The sequence below is a fragment of the Modestobacter marinus genome, assembly GCF_019799945.1.
Taxonomy (GTDB): Bacteria; Actinomycetota; Actinomycetes; order Mycobacteriales; family Geodermatophilaceae; genus Modestobacter; species Modestobacter marinus_B.
Genome location: NZ_JABGCH010000006.1, coordinates 83,334 through 106,749 on the forward strand (window position 1 = coordinate 83,334; position 23,416 = coordinate 106,749).

Here is a 23,416-nt window from a genome sequence, read left to right on the forward strand (position 1 = left end):
TGCACAACGGGCCGAGATCAACGCGTGGCACGTCCCGGCGGGCCGCCGGATCCGCTGTGCGCTCACTAGGCTGGACGTCATGCCCGACCGCTGTGAGGTCCTCCCCGGAGACTGTGTCGTCGCCCGCCGCGGCGGCGGCCTGCTGTGGGTCGACGCGCCCGGCTCGCCGGCGCTGGTCGCAGCCCTGCACGCCTGCCTCGGGGTGAGCGGACCCGGCGCCGACCGGGTGCTGGCCGCCATGGCCCACCAGGTGTCCCGGATCTCCGACGGCCCGGTCTCCTTCGCCCTCGTCCTCGCCGACACCGCCGGCGGTTCCGGCTCCGGTGTGGCGCTCTGGTCCGGCAAGGGCCAGCCGGCGGTCGACGGGGTGCCGGTGTCCGGCTCCGCCGTCGACGGCTGCACCCTCGCCGCCGGCTTCTCGCTCGGCCAGACCCTCTACGTCGGCCCGGGCCAGCCGGCCGCCGCGATGCCCCCGGGGGTGGCCCTGGACCTGGTCGAGGGCACCGTCCCCGGCTCCGGTGCGCTGCTCCAACTGGCCGCCGCGGTCCCGCCGGCCGTCGCCGTCCCGCCGGCCGCCTCGCTGCCCAGCGGGGAGTCGTTCACCGCCGGCTCCGACGCCGGCTTCGGCGACTCCGGCCACGTCGCCAGCGGGCCGATCGGCCAGGTGGGCGAGCAGACGGCGTTCTGGCGCCCCGAGCCGCCGGCGGCCCCGGTGCTGCGGTTCGACGACGGCATGGTCGTCACCGTCGACGAGGACCTCGTACTGGGCCGCCGTCCCGACGGGCACGACCTGGTGACCGGTGGCAGTGCCCGTCCGGTGCCGATCGCCGACACCCAGAACGTGCTGTCCTCGGCGCACGCCGCGATCCAGCGCGCCGGCCGCGAGGTCTCCCTGGTCGACCTCGGCTCGCTCAACGGCACCCACGTGGCCGGCCCCGAGGCGACCGAGTGGACCCAGCTCGAGCCGGGTGTACCGCACCCGCTGTCCGACGGCGACCGCCTCCTCCTCGGCTGGACGGTCATCACCTTCGAGCAGCCCGCCGAGTAGCGGGGAGCCCACGCCCGTAGCCCGCCCCCGGCCTCGCCGGGGGCGGGCTGCGTCGTCCCGTCGTCAGTCCGCGTGGGACTCCTGTACCGGCGGGCGCAGCACCCGCATCGCCCACACCGACCGGCCGGGGAGCTCCACCGGTCCCGGTGCGACCGCGGTCGGCCGGGGCGGGGCGCCGGTCGGGTACTCGGTGGCCAGCACGAGCTCGTAGCCGTCCCCCCAGGGCGCGCCGGGCAGCACGACCTCCAGCGGGTCGGCGCCGGCGTGCAGCCAGAGCAGCCACGAGTGGTCGACCACCGGCCGGCCGCGTTCGTCGCGGTGCCGCAGGCCGCGGCCGTCCAGGTACATGCCGATCGTCTGCAACCCGGTGTCGAACCAGTCGCTGCTGGTGAGCTGCTCACCGTTCGGGGCGAACCAGGCGAGGTCCCGCGTGCCGCCGGAGTCCGGCACCTCCAAGCCCTCGAAGAACGCCTCCTGGCGCAGTGCCGGCGAGGCGCGGCGCAGGGCGATGACCCGGGACACGAAGGTCCACAGGTCCGCGTCCATGGCACCCCAGTCGATCCAGGACGTCTCGCCGTCCTGGCAGTAAGCGTTGTTGTTGCCCCGCTGCGTGCGGCCGAGCTCGTCGCCGGCGGTCAGCATCGGCACGCCGGTGGACAGCAGCAGCGTGGCCAGCAGGTTCCGCACCTGGCGGGCGCGCAGGGTGGTGACCTCGGGGTCGTCGGTGGGCCCCTCAACCCCGCAGTTCCAGTTCCGGTTGTGGCTCTCGCCGTCCCGGTTGTCCTCGCCGTTGGCCTCGTTGCGCTTGCGCTCGTAGCTGACCAGGTCGGCGAGGGTGAACCCGTCGTGCGCGGTCACGAAGTTGATGCTGGCGAAGGGCCGGCGCCCATCGAACCGATAGAGGTCGGAGGACCCGGTGAGCCGGTAGGCGAGGTCGCGGACGCCGACCCGGGCGCCGGACCACACGTCGCGGACGGTGTCGCGGTACCGGCCGTTCCACTCCGTCCACGGCGGCGGGAAGTTGCCCACCTGGTAGCCGCCCTCGCCGATGTCCCACGGCTCGGCGATCAGCTTGACCTGGCTGACGATCGGGTCCTGGTGGACGACGTCGAAGAAGGCGGACAGCCGGTCGACGTCGTGCATCGAGCGGGCCAGCGCGGAGGCGAGGTCGAAGCGGAAACCGTCGACGTGCATCTCGGTGACCCAGTACCGCAGCGAGTCCATCAGCAACGCCAGGACGGCGGGGCGGCGGACGTCGAGGGTGTTCCCGCAGCCGGTGTAGTCGGTGTAGCGGGCGAGGTCGTCCCGGCCGAGCCGGTAGTACCCGCCGTTGTCGATGCCCTTGAACGACAGCGTCGGACCGGTGTGGTCGCCCTCGGCGGTGTGGTTGTAGACCACGTCGAGGATCACCTCGATGCCCGCGGCGTGCAGGGTCTTGACCATGGCCTTGAACTCGGTCACCTGCCCACCGTCGGCGCCGATCGAGCTGTAGGCCGCGTGCGGGGCGAAGTAGCCCAGGGTGTTGTAGCCCCAGTAGTTGGTGAGGCCGCGGCGGAGCAGGTGCGTCTCGCTCACGAAGTGGTGCACCGGCAGCAGCTCGACCGCCGTGACCCCCAGGGACACCAGGTGCTCCACGAACGCCTGGTGCGCCAGGCCGGCGTACGTGCCGCGCAGCGCCGGCGGGACGTCGGGGTGCAGCTTCGTGGCGCCCTTGACGTGCACCTCGTAGATGACCGTGTCCGACCACGGGATGTTCAGCCGGGTGTCGCCGTCCCAGGGGAAGGAGTCGTGCACGACCACGCCCCGCGGCACGAACGGCGCGGAGTCCCGGGGGTCGGCCAGGTGCGGATCGCGCTGGTCGTGGCCGATCAGCGCGTCGGAGAGCACCAGGTCGCCGGAGACCGCGCGGGCGTATGGGTCCAGCAGCAGCTTCGCCGGGTTGTACCGGGCCCCGGACGCCGGGTCGTGCGGGCCGTGGACGCGGTAGCCGTACCGCTGTCCCCGGCCCACGCCGGGCAGCCGGCCGTGCCAGACCTGGTGGGTGGTCTCCTGCAGCCGCTGCCGGTGCTCGGTGCCGTCCGGGTCGAACAGGCACAGGTCCACCGCGGAGGCCCCGGCCGTCCAGAGGGCGAAGTTGGTCCCGGTGCCGTCCCAGTGGGCGCCCAGGGGGGCGGGCAAGCCGGGCCACAGCTCCGGCGCAGCCGCGGGCCGGCCGGCCGGCGGCGGCTTCACCGGCGCACCTCCCCGGCGAGTGGGGTGCCCGGTGGTGCGCTCGTGAGCACTCTCATGCCCTGCATCGTGCCCGACACGTCCCCGGCCCATTCGGCATGACGCCCGGTGGGTTGGTTGGATGGCGGCCGTGGATAACGAGCCGGTCGTCGAGATCCGGGGTGTGGACGTCGTCCGCGGCCAGTCGCACCTGCTGCGCGCCGTCGACTGGACGGTCCGGGCCGACGAGCGGTGGGTCCTGCTGGGGCCCAACGGGGCGGGCAAGACGACGCTGCTGCAGCTCGCCGCCGCCCAGATGCACCCCACCCGGGGCGTGGTCACGGTGCTGGGCGAGACCCTCGGCGCGGTCGACGTCTTCGAGCTGCGGCCGCGGATCGGGCTCACCAGCTCCGCCCTGGCCCAGCGGATCAACCCGAGCGAGCGGGTCGGTGACGTGGTCGTCAGCGCCGGGTACGCCGTCGTCGGCCGCTGGCGGGAGCGCTACGACGTCCACGACCTGACCCGCGCGGCGATGCTCATGCAGCAGTGGGGTGTCGCGCCGATGGCGCACCGGACCTTCGGGACGCTGAGCGAGGGAGAGCGCAAGCGCACGCAGATCGCCCGCTCGCTGATGACCGACCCCGAGCTGCTGCTGCTCGACGAGCCGGGCGCGGGGCTCGACCTCGGCGGTCGGGAGGACCTGGTCACCCGGCTGTCGGACCTGGCAAGCGACGGCTACGCCCCGGCTCAGGTGCTGGTCACCCACCACGTGGAGGAGATCCCGCCCGGCTACACCCACGCGCTGCTGCTGCGCGGGGGCGCGGTCGTGGCCGCGGGTCCGGTCCGTGAGGTGCTCACCGCCCCGCTGCTGTCGGAGACCTTCGCGCTCCCGCTGGACGTCCAGCGCGACCGCGGCCGGTACAGCGCCCGCCGTGCGGCCTGACCGCCCCTGGACCCGGTGACCGGGGCGGCGCCTCCGGTCGAGGCCCCGCCGGGCCGGTGGCTGCGCCGGGCCCGGCTGCTCCCCGTCCTGCTCGCGGTCGGGCTGGCCGTGCAGCTCGCGCCGGTCCTGCTGCTGCCGGTCGTGCTCACCCAGGACGGTCCGGCGCACGTCGCCGGGGCCTGGGTGCTGGCCCACCACGGGGACGACGACGCCGTCGGGGAGCTGCTGCGCCGGCACTACGCAGTCGACCTGACCCCGGTCCCCAACATGCTCACCACGCTGCTGCTCCGCGTGCTGCTCACCGTGCTCTCGCCGGTCGTGGCCGAGAAAGTGGTGGTCGGCGGGTTCGTCGTGCTGCTGGTGGCCGGCCTCGGGTACGCGCTGCGCGGCGTGGACCGCCCGGCGGGGTGGCTGGCGGTCGCGGCGCTGCCCCTGGCGGGGAGCGAGCTGGTCGCCTACGGCTTCTACAACTTCTGCTGGGGCGTGGCCCTGGCGCTGTTCGTCGTCGGCCTGGCGCTGCGCCGCCGGGCCGGCTGGTCCCGCGGCTCAGCCGTCGCGCTGGCCGGGCTGTCGGTGCTCGCCTGGTTCTCGCACCTGATGCCGTGGGCGGTGGCGGCAGGCCTGGTCCTGGGGCTCGGGCTGGGCCGGTCGGCAGCGGCCCGGTGGGCGGGGGAGGACTGGCCCGCCGCCCTGCGGCGGCACCTGCTCGGACCGGTGCTGGCGCTGGCCCCCACGGTGGCGCTCAGCGCGCTCTACGTGAGCAGCGGGGACGGCCCGCGGGGCGCCCCCGTGGGCGAGCCCTCGCTGGAGCGGCTGGGGTGGCTGCTGTCGTTGTACCGGCCGCTGGTGGTCGGCAGCCGGCTCGAGCTCGGCGCCTCGATCGGGGTCGCCGTCGTCCTCGCCGTCCTGCTGGCCGGTGCGCTGTGGCCGCGCGCGACCCCGGCCGACCGGCCCCGGGCGGAGGCCGCCGGAGCCCGCGCGGACCGGTGGGTGCTCGGCCTGGGCACCCTCGCCGCGACGGCGGGGTTCCTGCTGTCCCCGACCCGGCTGGGCCGGGAGTACGGCTTCCTGCCCGACCGGCTGGCCTGGTTCCCGCCGCTGCTGCTGGTGCTGTTCTGCGCCACGCGCCCTCCGGTGCGGGCGGCCGCCCGCGTGGCGGTCGCCGGGGCGCTGGTCGTCGCCGCGACCGCGGCGGTCCTCGTGCGGCTGCCCACCCAGCTGCACGACCAGCGGGTCGCCGCCGACGTCCTGTCGGTCGCCGACGACCTGCCGCCGGGGGCGACCCTGGCGGTGCTGTGGTTCACCCCCTACCGCGCGCAGGTGGCTCCGCTGGAGTCCGGGCCGGACCCGTTGCGGCACGTCTCCAGTGGGCTGGCGGTGCGCGCCCGCGGGGTCGACGTCGGCCACTACGAGGCCGTCTTCCCCTACTTCCAGGTAAGGTTCGTGGAGCCCTCCCTGCGCAGCCGGCTCGATCCCGAGCTGGCCGGGCTGGAGGACGTACCGCCCTCGGTGGACCTGCCGGCGGTGTCCGGCGAACTCGACTACGTCCTGCTCGTGGACTGGGAGGACGCGTCGGCGTCGGTGCGCGCGGACCCGGACGTGGTCGCGCTGATGGCGGACCTGCGCTCGGGCTACCGCCCGGTGCCGACCTCCTCGCAGGCCGGGACCGTCGCGCTGTGGGAGTCCACGGACCGGCCGTCCGGCTGAACGGGGGCGGTCGTGGACTTGCATGATCAGGAACAGATCGGACGCCGTCCGCAGCGCTGCGCGGCTCCCACCGCCGACCGGCCCGCGGGACGGCGGGCCGGCGGACACGTCATCGGAGGCTCCGTGCCCACTCGCCCTGGACCCCATCCCGAGGTCGTCGTGATCGGCGCCGGCCCGGCCGGCCTGACCGCCGCCCACGAGCTCACCCGCCGCGGCGTCCCGGCGACCGTGCTGGAGGCGGACACCGTGGTCGGCGGGATCAGTCGGACCGTCGAGCGGGAGGGCTGGCGGTTCGACATCGGCGGGCACCGCTTCTTCACCAAGGTGCCCGCGGTCGAGCGCTGGTGGCACGAGGTGCTGCCCGACGAGGACTTCCTGTCCCGGCCCCGGATGTCCCGGATCCTCTACGCCGGCAAGCTCTTCGACTACCCGCTGCGGCCGCTCAACGCGCTGACCAACCTGGGGGTGGTGGAGGCGGTCCGGAGCGTCGCCTCCTACGTCAAGGCCCGGATCCGCCCGCCGCGGGACCAGTCCCACTTCGAGGGCTGGGTCTCCGCCCGCTTCGGCGACCGCCTGTACCGGATCTTCTTCAAGACCTACACCGAGAAGGTGTGGGGGATGCCGGCCACCGACATCCAGGCGGACTGGGCCGCGCAGCGGATCAAGAACCTCTCGCTCGGGACGGCGATCCGCAACGCGCTGTTCCCGCAGCGGGGCCAGACCGAGGTCACCACGCTGATCGACCGGTTCCAGTACCCCCGGACCGGTCCCGGGCTCATGTGGGAGCGGGCCACCGAGCAGGTGCGCGGCGCGGGCGGCGCGGTGCTGCTCGGCGCTCGGGTGATCAGGCTGCTCCGCGACGAGGACGGGGTGACCGCGGTCGAGGTGCGGACGGCGCGGCCCGCCGGGCCGAGCACCCGGGACGTGCTCCCGGCCGACGACGTCGTCAGCTCCATGCCGCTGCCCGAGCTCGTGCTGGCGATGGACCCGCCGGCCCCCGAGCACGTGCAGGCGGCCGCCCGGGCCCTCAGCCACCGCGACTTCCTCACCGTCGCCCTGGTGGTGCCCGAGGAGTGCGGCTTCCCCGACAACTGGATCTACGTGCACCAGCCGGAGGTCCGGGTCGGCCGGATCCAGAACTTCGGCAGCTGGTCGCCGTACATGGTCAAGGACGGGTGGACCTGCCTGGGGCTGGAGTACTTCGTCGACGAGGGTGACGACCTGTGGGAGTCCCGCGACGAGGACCTGGTGGCGCTGGCCACCCGGGAGCTGGACCAGCTCGGCCTGGTCCCGACCGCGGCGGTGGAGCGCGGCTTCGCCGTCCGCATGCCCAAGGCCTACCCGGTCTACGACGAGGGCTACGACCGGCAGGTCGAGGTGATCCGGGCCTGGCTCGCCGCGGAGGTCCCCAACGTGCACCCGGTCGGGCGCAACGGCATGCACCGCTACAACAACGCCGACCACTCGATGGTCACCGCGATGCTGACCGTCGAGAACATCCTGGACGACGCCGGCCACGACGTGTGGTCGGTCAACGTGGAGGAGGACTACCACGAGTCCGGGGGCGCCCCGGCCGGGGAGGGCTGGGCGGCGGTGCCGGCCGGCACCCGGGCCGCCGCCGGGACGGGGCGCTCCGCCCCGGTGCGCTCGCGCGGACCCAGGCCGGTACGCGCCGCCTGACGACAGCGCCGGGAGCATCGACCGAGCTCTGCGAGGGAGGAGCGGACCGGCGCGTGGAGTCCGGCCGTCGGCACCGCCTGAGGCCCCGGGTCCGCGTCACCCCCCTGACCGGGCGGTCCTAGGGTGCGGGAGGACGACGTCGTCCAGCCGTTCCCACCTCCGGAGGCCCTCATGGCAGCGCGCGAGTTCGTCACCCTCGAGGTCGGGGAGGGGGTCGGCACGATCCGGCTCGACCGGCCGAAGATGAACGCCATCAACGAGCAGCTCCACTGGGAGGTGCGGGGCGCCGCGCAGGAGGCCGGGGAGCGGGCAGACGTGCGGGCCGTGGTGCTCTACGGCGGGGAGCGGGTCTTCGCCGCCGGTGCGGACATCAAGGCGATGGCCGGGCTGACCCGGACCGGCATGGTGGCCTGGGGACGGGAGCTGACCAGCTCCTTCGCCGAGGTGGCCCGCATCCCCAAGCCGGTCATCGCGGCGATCACCGGCTACGCCCTGGGCGGCGGGTACGAGCTGGCGCTGTGCGCGGACTTCCGGATCATGGGCACGAACGCGAAGGTCGGCCAGCCGGAGATCCAGCTCGGCGTCATCCCCGGCGCGGGTGGCACCCAGCGGCTGGCCCGGCTCGTCGGCCCCGCGAAGGCCAAGGACCTGATCTTCACCGGCCGGCACGTGAGCGCGGAGGAGGCCATGGAGATGGGCCTGGCCGACGCCGTCGTCCCCGACGACGAGGTGTACGCGACGGCGGTGGCGATGGCCCGCAAGTTCGCCAGCGGCCCGCCGCGGGCGCTCGCGGCCGCCAAGCAGGCGATCGACGAGGGCCTGGACGGCGACCTGGCCAGTGGCCTGGCGCTGGAGAGCCGGCTGTTCGCGGAGCTGTTCGACACCGAGGACCAGAAGACCGGGATGCGCTCGTTCCTGGAGAACGGCCCGGGCAGGGCCACCTTCACCGGCCGGTGAGCGCCGACGTCGACCGGTCCGACCCGGCCGGGCGGGCCTGGGTCGAGCGGGCGGTCGCGCTGGTGGAGGCCGACGCGCACCGCAGCGCCGACACCCACCTGCTGGTGTACCCGCTGCCCCCGGAGTGGGGCATCGACCTCTACCTGAAGGACGAGTCGACCCACCCGACCGGCAGCCTCAAGCACCGCCTGGCCCGGTCGCTGTTCCTGTACGCGCTCTGCTCGGGGCAGCTGGGGGAGGGCAGCACGGTCGTCGAGGCGTCGAGCGGGTCGACGGCGGTCAGCGAGGCGTACTTCGCCCGGATGCTCGGTCTGCCCTTCGTCGCGGTCATGCCGGCCACGACGAGCCCGGAGAAGATCGCGCTCATCGAGTTCCACGGCGGCCGCTGCCACCTCGTCGCCGAGGCCGGCACCGTCTACGACGAGGCCCGGCGGATCGCCGCCGACTGCGGCGGGCTCTACCTGGACCAGTTCACCAACGCCGAGCGGGCCACCGACTGGCGCGGCAACAACAACATCGCCGAGTCGGTGTTCGACCAGCTGGCGCGCGAGCGGCACCCGGTCCCGGAGTGGGTCGTCGTCGGTGCCGGGACCGGCGGCACCAGCGCGACCATCGGCCGGTACCTGCGCTACCGCCGGCTGCCCACCCGGCTGGCCGTCGTCGACCCGGAGGGGTCGGCGTTCTTCCCCGGGTGGCGGGACGGCGACCCGGGCACCCAGGGGCGCGGATCGCGGATCGAGGGGATCGGCCGACCGCGGGTGGAGCCCTCGTTCGTGCCGACGATCGTCGACCGGATGGTCTGCGTGCCCGATGCGGCGTCCCTCGCCGCGATGCGGCACCTGGAGCGCGTGACCGGCCGGCGGGCCGGCGGCTCGACCGGCACCAACCTGTGGGGTGCGTTCGGGCTGGTCGCCGAGATGCTGGCGGCCGGGCGCACCGGCAGCGTCGTGACCCTGCTGTGCGACGGGGGCGAGCGGTACGCGCACACGTACTACGCCGACGACTGGGTGGCCGCGCAGGGGCTGGACCTGGCGCCGCACGCCGCGACGCTGGGGCGTTTCGCCGCGACGGGGGAGTGGCCGGCCGGTGCGTGACCGGCGTCACCTCACCCCACCCTGCGCAGGATGGGTTACCGGCAAGTAACCTCGATGATCGGCAGCGAGGCGGGCCCCGCCCGCGCCCCGAGAACCACCGCGGAGGTTGGTCTGACGATGGACATCGTCGTTCTGGTCAAGCAGGTTCCCGACTCCGGCGGCCAGCGCGCGCTGGATCCGGCGGACAACACGGTGGTCCGGGCCACCGCCGACAACGTGATCAACGAGATGGACGAGTACGCCATCGAGGAGGCGCTGACGGTCAAGGAGGCGCACGGCGGTGAGGTCACGATCCTGACCGTCGGCCCGGACACGGCCACCGACGCGATCCGCAAGGCGCTGTCGATGGGTGCCGACCGGGCGGTGCACGTCAGCGATCCGGCGATCCACGGCGCGTGCGCTCCGCAGACCAGCGCGATCATCGCCGCCGCCCTGTCGCGGCTGGACTACGACCTGGTGCTGTGCGGCGCGGAGTCCACCGACGGCCAGGTCTCGGTCATGCCGGCGCTGCTGTCCGAGCGGCTGGGCATTCCGCACCTGTCCGGCGCCCGCAAGCTCACCGTCGAGGGCTCCACGGCGCGGGTGGAGCGGCAGACCGACGGCGGCTACTGGCTGCTGGAGGCGCAGCTGCCGGCGATCGTGTCCACCTGGGACACGATCAACGAGCCGCGCTACCCCTCCTTCAAGGGGATCATGGCCGCCAAGAAGAAGCCGGTGCAGACCCTGACCCTGGCCGACCTGGGCATCGACTCCGCCACCGTCGGCCTGGCCACGGCCACCAGCCGGGTCGTCGACTTCGCCGGCCGCCCGCCCAAGGGGGCGGGGGTGAAGGTCAGCGACGAGGGCGACGGCGCCGAGAAGCTGGTCGGCTTCCTCGCCGAGCAGAAGCTCGTCTGAGCCGGCCACCAGCGACTACGAAGAGGAGTACCCAACCCATGGCAGAGGTTCTGGTCCTGGTCGAGCTCGACCCGGCCGGCGAGGGTGTCCGCAAGACGACGCTGGAGGCGCTGACCGCCGCCCGCGCCCTCGGTGAGCCCTCCGCGGTCGTCGTCGGCGCTCCCGGCACCGCCGCGAGCGTGCAGGACGCGCTGGCGGAGTACGGCGCCGGGAAGGTCTACGTCGCCGAGTCCGCGGAGGCCGACGATTTCCTGGTGGCGCCGAAGGCCGAGGTGCTGGCGCAGCTGGTCGGCGCGGTCGCCCCGGCCGCGGTCGTCGTCCCCTCCTCTCCGGAGGGCAAGGAGATCGCCGGCCGGCTGGCGATCAAGACCGGCAGCGGGTTCCTGACCGACGTCACCGAGATCGCCCCCGACGGCACCGCCACCCAGGTGGCCTTCGCCGGGCAGACGATCGTCCACTCCCGGGTGACGGTCGGGACGCCGATCTACACGCTGCGCGGCAACTCGGTCACCCCGGTGCCCGCGCCGGCGGCGGCCAGCCAGGTGCCGGTCCAGGTCACCCTCTCGGAGCGGGCGCGGCAGACCCGCGTCGTGGACCGGGTCGTGGAGGCGAAGAGCAGCCGGCCGGAGCTGACCGAGGCCGCGGTCGTCGTCTCCGGCGGCCGCGGCGTGGCCAGCGCGGAGAACTTCTCGCTCATCGAGGCGCTGGCCGACTCGCTCGGCGCTGCCGTCGGCGCCTCCCGGGCCGCGGTCGACTCCGGCTTCTACCCGCACACGTTCCAGGTCGGGCAGACCGGCAAGACGGTGTCCCCGCAGCTGTACATCGCGGTCGGCATCTCCGGGGCGATCCAGCACCGGGCCGGGATGCAGACGTCGAAGACGATCGTCGCGGTCAACAAGGACCCGGAGGCGCCGATCTTCGAGCTCGCCGACTTCGGCGTGGTCGGCGACCTGAACACCATCGTCCCCGCGGCCACCCAGCAGATCGCCGCCCGCAAGGGCTGAGAACGGACCTCGGTGCCCTCCACGCCTCGCTGACGCTCGGCGCCGGACCCTGCACCGAGGCCACTCCCGAGACCGTCGAGCGCCGACCACCCCCCGGGTCGGCGCTCGACGCTCGTCCCGGGGCCGGGAAGGCCCGGCCGGTCGCGACGGTTGGCCCGGAGGTGACCGGGAGCTCGTCCGTCTTCGACCGCGCCCACCGGCGCACGACGGCCGGCCTGCTGATGCTCGTCACCTTCATCGCCTTCGAGTCGATGGCCGTGGGGACGGCGATGCCGACGGCGGTGGCCGAGCTCGACGGCCTGGCCTGGTACGCGTGGCCGTTCAGCGCGTTCCTGGTCGCCTCGGTGGTCGGCATGGTGGTCGGCGGCGGGGTGGGCGACCGCCGCGGCGTGCGGGTGGCCCTGCCGTGGGGCGTCGGGGCCTTCGCCGCCGGGCTGCTCACCGCCGGGGTCGCCGCGGACATGGCGGTGTTCGTCGTCGGCCGGGCCGTGCAGGGGCTGGGCGCCGGCGTGATCGTCGTCCTGCTCTACGTGATGGCCGGCCAGGCCTACACGCCCGCGCTGCGCCCCCGGCTGTTCGGGGCGATCTCCACCGCGTGGGTGCTGCCCGCCCTCGTCGGCCCGGTCGTCGCGGGCCTGCTCACCACGCACGCGAGCTGGCGGGTCGTCTTCCTCGGACTGCTCCCGCTGATCGTCCTCGGTCTCGCCCTCGTGCTGCCCGCGGTCCGTGCCCTGCCCCGGCCGGAGGGGACGGGCGGGGAACGGGCCGGGTGGTGGTGGGCCGTGCTGGCCGGGGCCGGCATCGCCGCGCTGCAGTACGCGGGCCAGCGGCGGGACCTGGTGGCGATCGCGGTCGCCGCGGCCGGGATCGCCGCGCTCGTCGCGGGCCTGCGCCCGCTCCTGCCGGCGGGCACGGTGCGGGCCGCCCGTGGGATGCCGGCCGTCGTCGCCTCGCGCGGCCTGCTGGCCGGCGCCTTCTTCGGCATGGACGCCCTCCTGCCGCTGACCCTCACCGAGGTGCACGGCTTCAGCGCCACGGCCGCCGGGGTGCCGCTCACCGCCGGCGCCCTCGGCTGGGCCACGGCGTCCCAGGTGCAGGGCCGGCTGCCGGACCTGCCCCGCGAGCGGCTGCTGCGGATCGGGTTCGTGCTGCTCGCGGTGGGACTCGCGGCGACCTCCCTCGCGGCGCTGCCCGCGCTCGGCGGCTGGCCCGCCTACCTCACCTGGGCGGTCGCCGGCCTCGGCATGGGCCTGGGCATGCCCAGCGTCGGGGTGCTGCTGCTCGCGCAGTCGCCGGAGCACCGCCGCGGCGCGGACTCCGCGGCCCTGCAGATCGCCGACGTCACCGCCTCCGCGCTGTGCATCGGGGCGGCCGGCGTGCTGGTCGCGGCGGCCACCGCGGGCTCGCTGTCCCTGTCGACGGCGGTGCTCGGGTCGATCGTCGTCTTCACCGTGCTCGCGCTGGCCGGGGTCGGGGTCGCCGGGCGGGCAGCGGCGCTCGGCGGACCGTCGGCCGCGACGCCTACGCTTGCGTCGTCATGACCTATCTCGACCATGCGGCGACCACGCCGATGCTGCCCGCCGCCCTCGCGGCGATGACCGAGCAGCTCGCGCGCGTGGGCAACGCGTCCTCGCTGCACGCCAGCGGCCGCGAGGCCCGGCGGGTGGCCGAGCAGTCCCGCGAGGGGCTCGCCGCCGCCCTGGGGGCCCGGCCGTCGGAGGTGCTCTTCACCGGTGGGGGCACCGAGGGCGACAACCTCGCGGTGAAGGGCCTGTACTGGGCCCGCCGGGGTGCCGAGGACCGCCGTCGCCGTGTGGTGGCCAGCCCGGCCGAGCACCACGCCGTGCTCGACAGCGTGGAGTGGCTGGAGAAGCACGACGGCGCCGAGGTCACCTGGCTGCGGGTCGGGGAGACCGGGCGGATCACCCCCGAGTCCCTCGCCGACTCGCTCGGCGACGGCCGCGACGTCGCCGTCGCCAGCGTCATGTGGGCCAACAACGAGATCGGGGCGGTCAGCGACCTGGCCGCGCTGGCCGAGGTGGCGCACGCGGTCGGCGTGCCGCTGCACACCGACGCGGTCCAGGCGATCGGCCAGCTGCCGGTCGACTTCGCCGCGAGCGGCGTCGACGCGCTGACCATGACCGGGCACAAGCTCGGCGGTCCGATGGGTGCCGGGGCGCTGCTGCTGCGCCGGGACGCCGAGTGCACGCCGCTGCTGCACGGCGGCGGCCAGGAGCGGGACGTCCGCTCGGGCACCCTCGACGTGGCCGCGATCGTGGGGCTCGCGGTGGCCGCGCAGGCCGCGGTGGCCGACCGCGCGGAGCGCGCAGCCCGGATCGCCGCGCTGCGGGACCGGCTGATCGCCGGCGTCCTGGAGCGGGTGCCGGACGCCCAGCTCAACGGGCCGGCGCTGGACGACGTCGTCGCCGGTGGCCCGGGCCGGCTTCCGGGCAACGCGCACCTGTCGTTCCCGGGCGCCGAGGGGGACCTGCTGCTCATGCTCCTGGACGCGCGGGGCATCGAGTGCTCGACCGGCTCGGCCTGCAGCGCCGGGGTGGCCCGGCCCAGCCACGTGCTGCTCGCCGCGGGCGCCCCGCCGGCCCGCGCGCGCAGCTCGCTGCGCTTCAGCTTCGGCCACACGTCCACCGACGCCGACGTGGACGCGGTGCTCGAGGTCATTGCCCCCGTCGTCGAGCGGGCCCGCCGGGCGGGGACCACGACGCGGTGAGGCGACAGCGAGTGAGCATCGCAGCGAGCGCCAGCGAGCGAGGAGCGGAGCGAGCGCGGAGCCGAGCGGAAGTGGTGTGGCGGTGAGGGTCATCGCCGCGATGAGCGGGGGAGTGGACTCCGCTGTCGCCGCCGCGCTCGCCGTCGAGGAGGGGCACGAGGTGACCGGCGTCCACCTCGCGCTGTCCCCGGACCGTCAGACGCTGCGCAGCGGCGCCCGCGGCTGCTGCAGCGTCGAGGACGCGCACGACGCGCGGCGGGTCGCCGACGAGCTGGGCATCCCGTTCTACGTCTGGGACCTCGCCGAGCGGTTCCGGGAGGACGTCGTCGAGGACTTCGTCGCCGAGTACGCGGCCGGCCGGACGCCCAACCCCTGCCTGCGCTGCAACGAGCGGATCAAGTTCGCCGCGGTGCTGGACCGCGCCCGGGCGCTGGGCTTCGACGCCGTCGTCACCGGGCACCACGCCCGGCTCGCCGACGGCGAGCTGCGCCGGTCGGTGGACGCGGCCAAGGACCAATCCTACGTGCTCGGCGTGCTCACCGCCGGGCAGCTGGCCGGCGCGCTGTTCCCGCTCGGCTCGATGACCAAGGACCGGGTGCGCGCGATCGCCGCCGAGCGCGGGTTCGCGGTGGCCACCAAGCCGGACTCGCACGACATCTGCTTCATCTCCGACGGCGACACCCGCGGCTGGCTGACCCGGCGGCTGGGCGAGCAGCCCGGGCCGGTGGTCGACGTGGCGACCGGGGAGACGGTCGGCACGCACGCCGGCGCGTACGGCTTCACCGTCGGGCAGCGGCGCGGGCTGGGCGTCAGCACCGGCGACCAGCGGCCGCGCTACGTGCTCGGGATCGAGCCGGTCACCCGGACGGTGACCGTCGGCACCGCCGAGCAGGCCGCCGTCGACGAGGTGCTGACCGGCCGGCCCACCTGGACCGGTCCGGAGCCGGAGCTGCCGTTCACAGCCCAGGTCCAGCTGCGGGCACACGGGGCGGCGGTCGCCTGCCGGGTCACCGGCAGCGCGGACGGCGGGCTGCGGATCGCGCTCGCCGAGCCGCAGCGGGGGGTGGCGCCGGGGCAGTCCGCCGTCCTCTACGCCCCCGACGTCGAGCGTGGCGACCAGGTGCTCGGGCAGGGCCCGGTGCTGCGCGCCGGTGAACGGTCGGCGGCCGTCGTCCGCTGAGGTTGGCAGGCCTCCTGCCACGGGATTAGCGTCAGCCGGGCCGGCCTCCGCACGGCTGGTGAGCCCGGCCCGAGCGGCCGGGCCGTTGTCGCCGAGGTGCGCCCGCGCAGCCCGGCCTGCGTCCTGGAGGACTCTTGCGCCGAACGCGCCTGACCGTCGCCGTGACCCTGGCCGCAGCCACGGTCGTCACCGTGCCCACCCCCGCCGCGGCGCAGGACCCGGGCGTCCCGGTCCAGCTGCTGGCGATGAACGACTTCCACGGGCGGGTCAGCCCCACGACGGGCAGTGACAGCCAGCTGCTGACCTCGCCCGGCCCGGACGGCGTCTACGGCACCAACCCGGCGACCGGCACGAACGACGACGTCGTCACCGAGGTCGGCGGCTCCGCCCACGTCGCGGCCACCGTCGCCGCGCTGCAGGAGTCGTTCCTGGCCGACAGCGAGGACACCGGTGCGTCGCTGTTCGTCGGCGCCGGTGACCTGGTCAGCGCCTCGCCGTTCGAGTCCAGCGTCTACAAGGACGAGCCGACCATCGAGGTCCTCAACGCGATGGGGCTGGACGTCTCCTCGGTCGGCAACCACGAGTTCGACCGCGGCACCGAGGAGCTGCGCCGCATCTCCGCCGCCACCGACGGCACGTACACCGACGACGTCGAGGCCTGCGACGGCGTGACGGTCGGCGTGGACGGCTGCTTCGGCACCGACGGCCACGAGTTCGAGGGCGCGGACTTCCCGTACCTGGCGGCCAACGTCGTCGCCACCGAGACCGGCGAGCCGATTCTGCCGCCGTACCAGGTCTTCGACACCCCCGGCGACGTGCAGGTCGCGCTGATCGGGGTGGTCACCGAGACGACGCCGAGCATCGTGTCGCCCACCGGGATCGCCGACGTCACGTTCATCGACGAGGCGGACGCGGTGAACACCTGGGTGCCCGAGCTGCAGGAGATGGGCGTCGAGGCGATCGGCGTGCTCATCCACGAGGGCGGCACCGTCGGCAACGCGATGCCGATCGCCTTCGACGGCTGCGAGGGGCTCAGCGGGCCGGTCCTGGACATCAACGCGCGCACCAGCCCCGCGGTGGACCTGATCATCAGCGCGCACACGCACCAGGCGTACAACTGCCGGCTGCCGGACCCGGACGGTCAGCAGCGGCTGGTCACGCAGGCCGGGTACTACGGCCGGCTGGTCACCGACATCCGGCTGACGGTCGACCCGGAGACCGGCGACGTGGACCGGGCGGCCACCTACCAGGCGGCCAACGTCCCGGTCACCCGGACGACGGCGGACGCGGACGTCGCCTCGGTCGTCGAGTACTGGAACGGCCGGGCCGACGAGACCGGCAACGTCGTCGTCGGGACCGTCACCGGGGACCTGCTGCGGGCCCGCAGCGGCGAGACGGTCGTCCGCAACGACGAGTCGGTGCTCGGGACGTTCGTCGCCGACGCGCAGCTGGCCGGTGCGCAGGCGCAGCCCGAGCTCGGCGCCCCCGTCGTCGCCTTCATGAACCCCGGCGGGCTGCGCACCGACATCGCCGCCGGCGAGGTCACCTTCCGGGAGCTGTTCGACGTCCAGCCGTTCAGCAACACGGTCAACACGCTGGTGCTGACCGGCGCGGCCATCGACGACGTGCTCGAGCAGCAGTTCCGCGGCGCGGACAACACGACCGACCTGGTGCTGTCGACGTCCGGCGGCTTCCGCTACGAGTACGACCGCGCGCGGGCCGAGGGCGACCGGGTCTTCGACTGCTCGATCAGCATCGGCGAGCAGCCGGTCACCGCGGAGGGCAGCTACCGGGTCGCGGCCAACTCGTTCCTGGCCGCGGGCGGGGACAGCTTCACGGCGTTCACCACCGGCACCGAGCAGGTGACCGGGCCGCCGGACGTCGACACGGCGGTCGCCTACCTGCAGGGCCGCACGATCGACCCGCCGAACGGGGACCACGCGATCCCGGTGACCACACCGAGCTGCTGACGACCCGGGACGTCGGGAGGCCGGGTTACGGTCGGGTCGTGGCCTCGCCGACAGACTCCCCGGACGAGAACAGCAGCCCCGGCGCCGACGCGCCGGCCGACCACGGGCCGGCGCCCACGCGGTGGGGGCCGGCCTCCGGGGTCGGGTCGCTGCCCGGGGACGACCCGGTGGAGGCCGTGCGGCTGGTGACCGGGGAGCTGCCGGACTTCCCGCACCTCCCCGAGTTGCCGGGGCGGGGGCCGGGCGCCGACCTGATCGGGCGCAGCGCCGCGCTGCTGGTTGACCTCGCCGTCGACCTCACCCCGGCCGGATGGCGGCTGGTCCCGCGGCCGGGCGCCGACCTGCGCCGGGCGCACGCGACTTTGGCCCGCGACCTCGACGCCCTCTACGAGGTGGCCGAGCGGTACGCCGGGCCGTTCAAGGTGCAGGTGGCCGGGCCGTGGACGCTGGCGGCCGGGCTGGAGCGGACCCGCGGCGACCGGGCCGTCGTCGACCCGGGCGCGCGACGGGACCTCGCGCAGTCCCTGGCCGAGGGGATCACGGCCCACGTGGCCGCCGTCTCCGCGCGGGTGCCGGGGGCGGAGGTCGTGGTCCAGCTCGACGAGCCGTCGCTGCCCGCCGTCCTGCAGGGGGCGCTGCCCACGGCCAGCGGGTTCGGGAAGCTGGCCGCGGTCGAGGCCACCGTCGTGGAGGAGGAGCTCGGCCACCTCGTGGACCGGATCGCCCGGCCGGTGGTCGTGCACTGCTGCGCCTCCCGCGCGCCCCTGGACCTGTTCCGGGCCGCCGGTGCCGCGGCGGTCTCCTTCGATTTGGGGCTGGTGCAGGACCTCGACGCCCTCGGGACGGCGGTGGAGGCGGGCACCCACCTGCTCGTCGGCGTGGTGCCCGGCACCGACACCCGGCTGCCGCAGCCGAAGGCCACGGCCAGCCGGGTGCAGGGCTGGTGGCGGGAGCTGGGGTTCCCGATGGACGAGCTGTACACCGCGGTGACGCTCACGCCGTCCTGCGGCCTGGCCGGGGCGAGCTCCGGCTACGCCCGGACGGCGATGACCCACGTCCGCGAGGCGGCGAAGTACCTGCTGCCGGAGTAGTCAGCGCAGGGTGCCGACGACGGCGACCGGCGTGCCGTCGCGCGGGCAGCTCCACCGGGCGGCGCCGTCCCGGACGACGGCCTGCAGCGGGTGCGTGGTCGGGTGGTGCGGGCACCGCGGCCAGTTGGTGGCCGTGGTGCCGCACAGCTCGTCGATCACCCAGTCCTGCGCCATGGCGGCCACGTGGCAGACCTGCTCCGGCCGGGGCCGGTCGAGCGGGACTGAGACGCCGGCGCCGTGGCTGCCGTCGCCGCTCCACAGCATCGCGGTCGCGGAGCCGGGGTCGGCCGACCAGCCGTCGTCGACCACCCGGGGGACCGGAGCGCCGGTGGCCGTGACGTCGGCGAAGACGGGCGCCAGGGCGCTGGCGAGCTGTACGTGCACCCGGGCACGCTGGCACGGCGGGCCGATGGACGCCAGCGGATCGCCGTGCGGCGTCGTCCGCTCAGTGGGCCCGATCGCCGCTGTCACTGGTCCTCCGCGGAATGTGGAAACCGCTCCTGAGCTGGGGATTCGCGCTGCGGCCTCGACTCGGGACCGATAGACTTCGTACACATGTTCGAAGCCGGCGGGAGGTGTCGTGGGCGAGTTGCAGTCGGCCCTGGACGCCCTCGCGGCCGAGGACCTGTCGGGCCTGTTCGGGCCGCCGCTGCTGGTCCGGCTCAAGGACCTCTTGCAGGTGCAGAACCGGATCGCCGCCGAGGTGACCCGGACGGTGCGGGAGTGTGAGAAGGCCGGTGCGGCGGAGTTCGACGGGCTGAAAACGATGCCCGCCTGGCTGCGCGGACACGCCCGACTGTCCCCGGCCGCTGCTGGGCGGCTGGTGCGCTCGGGGTGGGCGCTGGAACACCTTCCCGCCCTCGCCGAGGCCTTCGCCGCCGGGACCATCACCGCCGACCAGGTGAACGTGGTGGCACCCGTCGCGGATGCTGGCGCGCTGGCCGCCGCCGCTGCCCAGGAGATCGATCTCGGCCAGGTCGATGAGGCTCTGACCTCGGTGGCCGCCACCCAGCCGCATCTGCGGCTGGGGGAGGCGGTGCACCGCTACCTGGACGCGCTGGACCCCGACGGGACCGAGCCGGACCCCACCGAGGGCCGGCGGCTGACCATCGCCCAGCACGCCGATGGCAGCATCACCGGCCGGTTCGACCTGGACGCCGTGGGCGGGGAGAAGGTACAGGCCGCGCTGGAGTCGATCGTGCAGGCCGCCCGCCCGAAGGGGGACACCCGCACCCGCGCTCAGCAGCAGGCCGACGCCCTGGTGCAGTTGGCCGACAACGCCCTCGCGCAGGGTGATCTGCCGTTCCTGCGTCGGGTGAAGCCGCACGTGATCGTCACCATCGACGACGAGGACCTCACCGACACCACCAGCACCGGCCCGGCCGCCGCGCAGACCGGGTTCGGGGCGCGGATCTCCGCTGCCCGCGCCCGCTGGCTGGCCTGCGACGGGATCATCTCCCGGATGGTGATGGGCCCCGGCGGGCTGCCGCTGGACGTCGGCCGGGAGCAGCGCATCGTGCCGCCGCACATCCGCCGGGCGGTGGAGCGGCGGGACCGGCACTGCGTGTTCGCCGGCTGCGGCGCCCCCACACACTGGTGCGACGTCCATCATCTGCTGGAGTGGATCAACGGCGGCGAGACCTCGTTGGAGAACTCCGCTCTGCTGTGCGAGCGGCACCATACGAAGGTCCATCACGGGTTCCGGGTCGACCGCGACGACGCCGCGCCACCGGGCAGCCGATGGCGCACCTACCGCCCCGACGGCACCGAGATCCTCATCCACCCGAGGCTGTAGGGGTGGCCTGCTGTGCAGCCCCACCACACGGGCGGGTGACGGCGGATCAGTGCTCCGTTTCCCGTCGGACCAGGCGGATACGGTCTTGGTCGTGAGCACCGAGGCAGAGGTGGAGCAGGAGGCCGTCGACGGCCCCGACCAGCCCGTGGTGGAGTCCGCGGTCGACCGGGAGGACCTGACCGAGGTCCCCGACGACGCGCGCACCCGGCACCGCGACCTCTCCGAGGAGCTCGACCGGTACGCCTTCGCGTACTACGTGCAGGACGCGCCGCTGGTCAGCGACGGCCAGTACGACGAGCTGATGGGCGAGCTCAAGGTCATCGAGGCCGCCCATCCCGCTCTCGTCACCCCCGACTCGCCCAGCCAGAAGGTCAACGGTGGCTTCGGCGCCACCTTCGCGCCCGTCCAGCACCTGGAGCGGATGCAGAGCCTGGACAACGCCTTCAGCTCCGACGAGCTCTCCGCCTGGGCCGCCCGCATCGAGCGGGACGGTGCCGCCGGCGGCGGCTACCTCTGCGAGCTGAAGGTCGACGGCCTGGCCATCGACCTGGTCTACGAGCGCGGCCGGCTGATCCGCGCGGCCACCCGCGGCGACGGCATCACCGGCGAGGACGTCACGGCGAACGTCCGCACCATGGCCGACGTCCCCCAGCAGCTCGCCGGGGAGGACGTCCCCGAGCTGCTCGAGGTCCGCGGCGAGGTCTACTTCCCGGTCGCCGCCTTCGCCGAGGTCAACGCCGGCCAGGTCGAGGCCGGCAAGGCCCCCTTCGCCAACCCGCGCAACGCAGCCGCCGGGTCACTGCGCCAGAAGGACGCCAAGATCACCGCCACCAGGCCGCTGCGGCTGGTCGTGCACGGCCTGGGCGCCCGGCGGGGCTTCGAGGCCGACCGGCAGTCCACGGCCTACGAGCGGCTGGCCGCCTTGGGCCTGCCAGTCAGCACCCGCTACGAGGTGGTCCCCGACCTGGAGGCCGTGTGGGCCTTCATCGAGCGCTACCGCGAGCAGCGGCACTCCGTCGAGCACGAGATCGACGGCGTCGTCGTCAAGATCGACCAGGTCGCGCTCCAGCGGCGGCTCGGCTCCACCAGCCGCGCACCGCGCTGGGCGATCGCCTTCAAGTACCCGCCCGAGGAGGCCACGACCAAGCTCCACGACATCCGGGTCAACGTCGGGCGCACCGGCCGGGTCACCCCGTTCGCCTTCATGGAGCCGGTCAAGGTCGCCGGTTCCACCGTCCAGCTCGCCACCCTGCACAACGCCAGTGAGGTCAAGCGCAAGGGCGTGCTCATCGGCGACACCGTCGTGATCCGCAAGGCCGGCGACGTCATCCCCGAGGTGCTCGGTCCGGTCGTCGCCGCCCGCGACGGCTCCGAGCGCGAGTTCGTGATGCCCACCCACTGCCCCGAGTGCGGCACCGAACTGCGCCCGGAGAAGGAGGGCGACGCCGACATCCGCTGTCCCAATGCCCGGTCCTGCCCCGCCCAGCTCCGGGAGCGCGTCTTCCACGTCGCCGGCCGCGGCGCCTTCGACATCGAGGTGCTCGGCTACGAGGCCGCCATCGCGCTCCTGCAGTCCCACCTCCTCCAGGACGAGGGCGACATCTTCTTCCTCGACGAGGAGAGGCTCGAGCAGACCGATTTCTTCACCAAGAAGGACGGCACCCTCTCGGCGAACGGTCTGAAGCTCCTGGCCAATCTGCAGACCCGCAAGGACGTGCCGCTGTGGCGGGTCCTCGTGGCACTGTCCATCCGCCACGTCGGGCCCACGGCCGCCCAGGCGCTGGCCCGCGAGTTCCGCTCCATCGACCGGCTCATGGCCGCGAGCGAGGAGGAGCTGGCCGCCGCGGAGGGAGTCGGGCCGACGATCGCGACCGCAGTCCGGGACTGGTTCGCCGTCGACTGGCACCGCGAGGTGGTGGAGAAGTGGCGGCGGGCCGGCGTGCGCATGGCCGACGCGGAGTCCGACGCCACGCCCGGCCCGCTGACCGGAGTCACCGTGGTGGTCACCGGGTCGCTGCGCGACCTCAGCCGCGACCAGGCCATCGCCGCCATCCAGGAGCGCGGCGGCAAGGTCACCGGCTCGGTGTCGAAGAAGACCGGTTTCGTGGTCGTCGGCGCCGATCCGGGCAGCAAGTACGACAAGGCGGTCCAGGTGAAGGCCCCGATCCTGGACGACGACGGGTTCGCCGTGCTGCTGGAGCAGGGACCGGACGCCGCCCGCGAGGTCGCCACGATCGGCGACGGCAGCGGCCCCGCCGAGTCCTGACGACCCCGAACCCGCCCCCCGTGCAGGGCAGGGGTACCGCTTCAGATCGGGGGCAGCCGGGCGACCGTGGCGGCGATGCCCGCGAGGTGCGTCAGCCGCAGCAGCTCCGACCGGCGGAAGGCCGGCCCGCCGGTGCGGCCCGCCAGCACCGCGGACTCGGCGTCCAGCGGGGCGGCCATCATCTCCACGGCCAGCTCCTGCCACCGCTGCGGCACCCAGTCGGCGTCGCTCGGCAGCAGCAGCGGGCCGCGCAGCGGCAGCCACGGCAACGCCACACCGTCCAGGGACGGCGCCGCCTCCGACGCCGCCACCACCTCGGGCTGCTCGCCGCTGCCGCTGACCACCACGGCCCACCCGCTGTGGAAGACCCGCGGCAGCTCGGCGGCGAGCACCTTCGGCATCACCTCGCCCGCCGGGGCCAGCGCCTCCAGCAGGTCCAGCTCCCGGTGGGTGTCCAGCGGCCCGGCGAACGGCCGCAGCGACTCCACCTGCACGCCGGGGACCGTGGTCGCGGCGGTGATCAGGCTGTCGACGACCCGGTCCGGTGGCAGGTCGACGACGATGTCGTCGACCGCGACGCCGTTGCCGCGCTCGAGCACGTCCACACCCACGATGTCGATGCCGGCCGCGCCGAGCGCGGTCGCGACGGCACCCAGGATGCCGGGGCGGTCGGGGACGACCAGCCGCAAGAGATGGGACACGGAACCTCCGGTGCCGTGCGTATGCGGGCCGATCGCCGTCGATCGCGGGCAGGGGCAGCCTCTCGCATCAGGCGCCTCCCGTCCAAGTCCGGCTCGCGATCGGGCCGCACATCCGCCCCACGTACAGTGGGCGGGTCGTGTAGCGAG

Annotated in this window: 18 protein-coding genes; 15 read left to right on the top strand and 3 right to left on the bottom strand. The window is 74.5% G+C overall.

Annotation, left to right across the window (positions count from 1 at the left end; translation table 11 throughout):
• The first annotated feature begins 79 nt into the window (after window positions 1-79).
• A complete protein-coding gene (locus HK417_RS07990; protein ID WP_222265158.1) occupies window positions 80-1,048 on the top strand; it encodes an FHA domain-containing protein in 969 nt (322 codons plus the stop codon).
• A 63-nt stretch (window positions 1,049-1,111) separates the two neighbouring features.
• Here the strand turns inward: HK417_RS07990 and glgX are convergent, their stop codons facing one another.
• Window positions 1,112-3,280 (bottom strand): glycogen debranching protein GlgX, encoded by a 2,169-nt coding sequence (gene glgX / locus HK417_RS07995; protein WP_308123440.1) that lies wholly within the window; start codon window positions 3,278-3,280, stop codon window positions 1,112-1,114.
• Window positions 3,281-3,398: 118 nt separating this feature from the next.
• Here glgX and HK417_RS08000 point away from each other — a divergent pair, with 118 nt between their 5' ends.
• The 12 genes from HK417_RS08000 (at window position 3,399) to HK417_RS08055 (ending at window position 18,507) form a co-directional block, all read left to right on the top strand.
• Window positions 3,399-4,199 (top strand): ABC transporter ATP-binding protein, encoded by an 801-nt coding sequence (locus tag HK417_RS08000; protein ID WP_222265162.1) that lies wholly within the window; start codon window positions 3,399-3,401, stop codon window positions 4,197-4,199.
• A 15-nt stretch (window positions 4,200-4,214) separates the two neighbouring features.
• Window positions 4,215-5,906, top strand: a complete 1,692-nt coding sequence (locus tag HK417_RS08005) for a hypothetical protein (RefSeq protein ID WP_222265164.1) — start codon at window positions 4,215-4,217, stop codon at window positions 5,904-5,906.
• A gap of 123 nt (window positions 5,907-6,029) precedes the next feature.
• Window positions 6,030-7,586, top strand: coding sequence for an NAD(P)/FAD-dependent oxidoreductase (locus HK417_RS08010; RefSeq protein ID WP_308123441.1), 1,557 nt, complete (start codon window positions 6,030-6,032; stop codon window positions 7,584-7,586).
• A 123-nt stretch (window positions 7,587-7,709) separates the two neighbouring features.
• Complete coding sequence (locus HK417_RS08015) at window positions 7,710-8,543, top strand: enoyl-CoA hydratase/isomerase family protein (protein WP_308123442.1); 834 nt, start codon at window positions 7,710-7,712, stop codon at window positions 8,541-8,543.
• A complete protein-coding gene (locus HK417_RS08020) occupies window positions 8,540-9,637 on the top strand; it encodes a PLP-dependent cysteine synthase family protein (protein ID WP_222265166.1) in 1,098 nt (365 codons plus the stop codon). The genes HK417_RS08015 and HK417_RS08020 overlap by 4 nt, the downstream gene beginning before the upstream one ends.
• 117 nt (window positions 9,638-9,754) lie before the next feature.
• Window positions 9,755-10,534, top strand: a complete 780-nt coding sequence (locus HK417_RS08025) for an electron transfer flavoprotein subunit beta/FixA family protein (protein WP_222265168.1) — start codon at window positions 9,755-9,757, stop codon at window positions 10,532-10,534.
• 38 nt (window positions 10,535-10,572) lie between these two features.
• Window positions 10,573-11,538: an electron transfer flavoprotein subunit alpha/FixB family protein gene (locus tag HK417_RS08030; protein WP_222265170.1), complete on the top strand. Its 966-nt coding sequence runs from the start codon at window positions 10,573-10,575 to the stop codon at window positions 11,536-11,538.
• Between the two features lie 161 nt (window positions 11,539-11,699).
• Window positions 11,700-13,079, top strand: coding sequence for an MFS transporter (locus tag HK417_RS08035; RefSeq protein WP_308123443.1), 1,380 nt, complete (start codon window positions 11,700-11,702; stop codon window positions 13,077-13,079).
• The gene (locus HK417_RS08040) at window positions 13,076-14,266 is read left to right on the top strand and encodes a cysteine desulfurase family protein (protein WP_222265171.1); all 1,191 of its coding nucleotides are present in this window, start codon (window positions 13,076-13,078) and stop codon (window positions 14,264-14,266) included. The genes HK417_RS08035 and HK417_RS08040 overlap by 4 nt, the downstream gene beginning before the upstream one ends.
• Before the next feature lie 82 nt (window positions 14,267-14,348).
• Window positions 14,349-15,446 (top strand): tRNA 2-thiouridine(34) synthase MnmA, encoded by a 1,098-nt coding sequence (mnmA, locus tag HK417_RS08045; RefSeq protein WP_222265173.1) that lies wholly within the window; start codon window positions 14,349-14,351, stop codon window positions 15,444-15,446.
• Between the two features lie 134 nt (window positions 15,447-15,580).
• Window positions 15,581-17,416 (top strand): bifunctional metallophosphatase/5'-nucleotidase, encoded by a 1,836-nt coding sequence (locus HK417_RS08050; RefSeq protein WP_222265175.1) that lies wholly within the window; start codon window positions 15,581-15,583, stop codon window positions 17,414-17,416.
• Window positions 17,417-17,454: 38 nt separating this feature from the next.
• Window positions 17,455-18,507: a methionine synthase gene (locus HK417_RS08055; RefSeq protein WP_222265177.1), complete on the top strand. Its 1,053-nt coding sequence runs from the start codon at window positions 17,455-17,457 to the stop codon at window positions 18,505-18,507.
• On the opposite strand, the gene HK417_RS08060 is transcribed toward HK417_RS08055, so the two are convergent.
• On the bottom strand, window positions 18,508-18,978 hold the full coding sequence (locus HK417_RS08060) for a hypothetical protein (RefSeq protein WP_222265179.1): 471 nt from the start codon (window positions 18,976-18,978) through the stop codon (window positions 18,508-18,510).
• Window positions 18,979-19,087: 109 nt separating this feature from the next.
• On the opposite strand from HK417_RS08060, the gene HK417_RS08065 reads away from it, so the two are divergent.
• Together HK417_RS08065 and ligA are read left to right on the top strand one after the other, a co-directional pair.
• On the top strand, window positions 19,088-20,302 hold the full coding sequence (locus HK417_RS08065) for an HNH endonuclease (RefSeq protein WP_222265181.1): 1,215 nt from the start codon (window positions 19,088-19,090) through the stop codon (window positions 20,300-20,302).
• Between the two features lie 91 nt (window positions 20,303-20,393).
• On the top strand, window positions 20,394-22,568 hold the full coding sequence (ligA, locus tag HK417_RS08070) for an NAD-dependent DNA ligase LigA (RefSeq protein WP_222265183.1): 2,175 nt from the start codon (window positions 20,394-20,396) through the stop codon (window positions 22,566-22,568).
• A 41-nt stretch (window positions 22,569-22,609) separates the two neighbouring features.
• Here ligA and HK417_RS08075 read toward each other — a convergent pair whose 3' ends face one another.
• A complete protein-coding gene (locus HK417_RS08075) occupies window positions 22,610-23,269 on the bottom strand; it encodes an ACT domain-containing protein (protein WP_222265185.1) in 660 nt (219 codons plus the stop codon).
• Window positions 23,270-23,416: the final 147 nt, after the last annotated feature.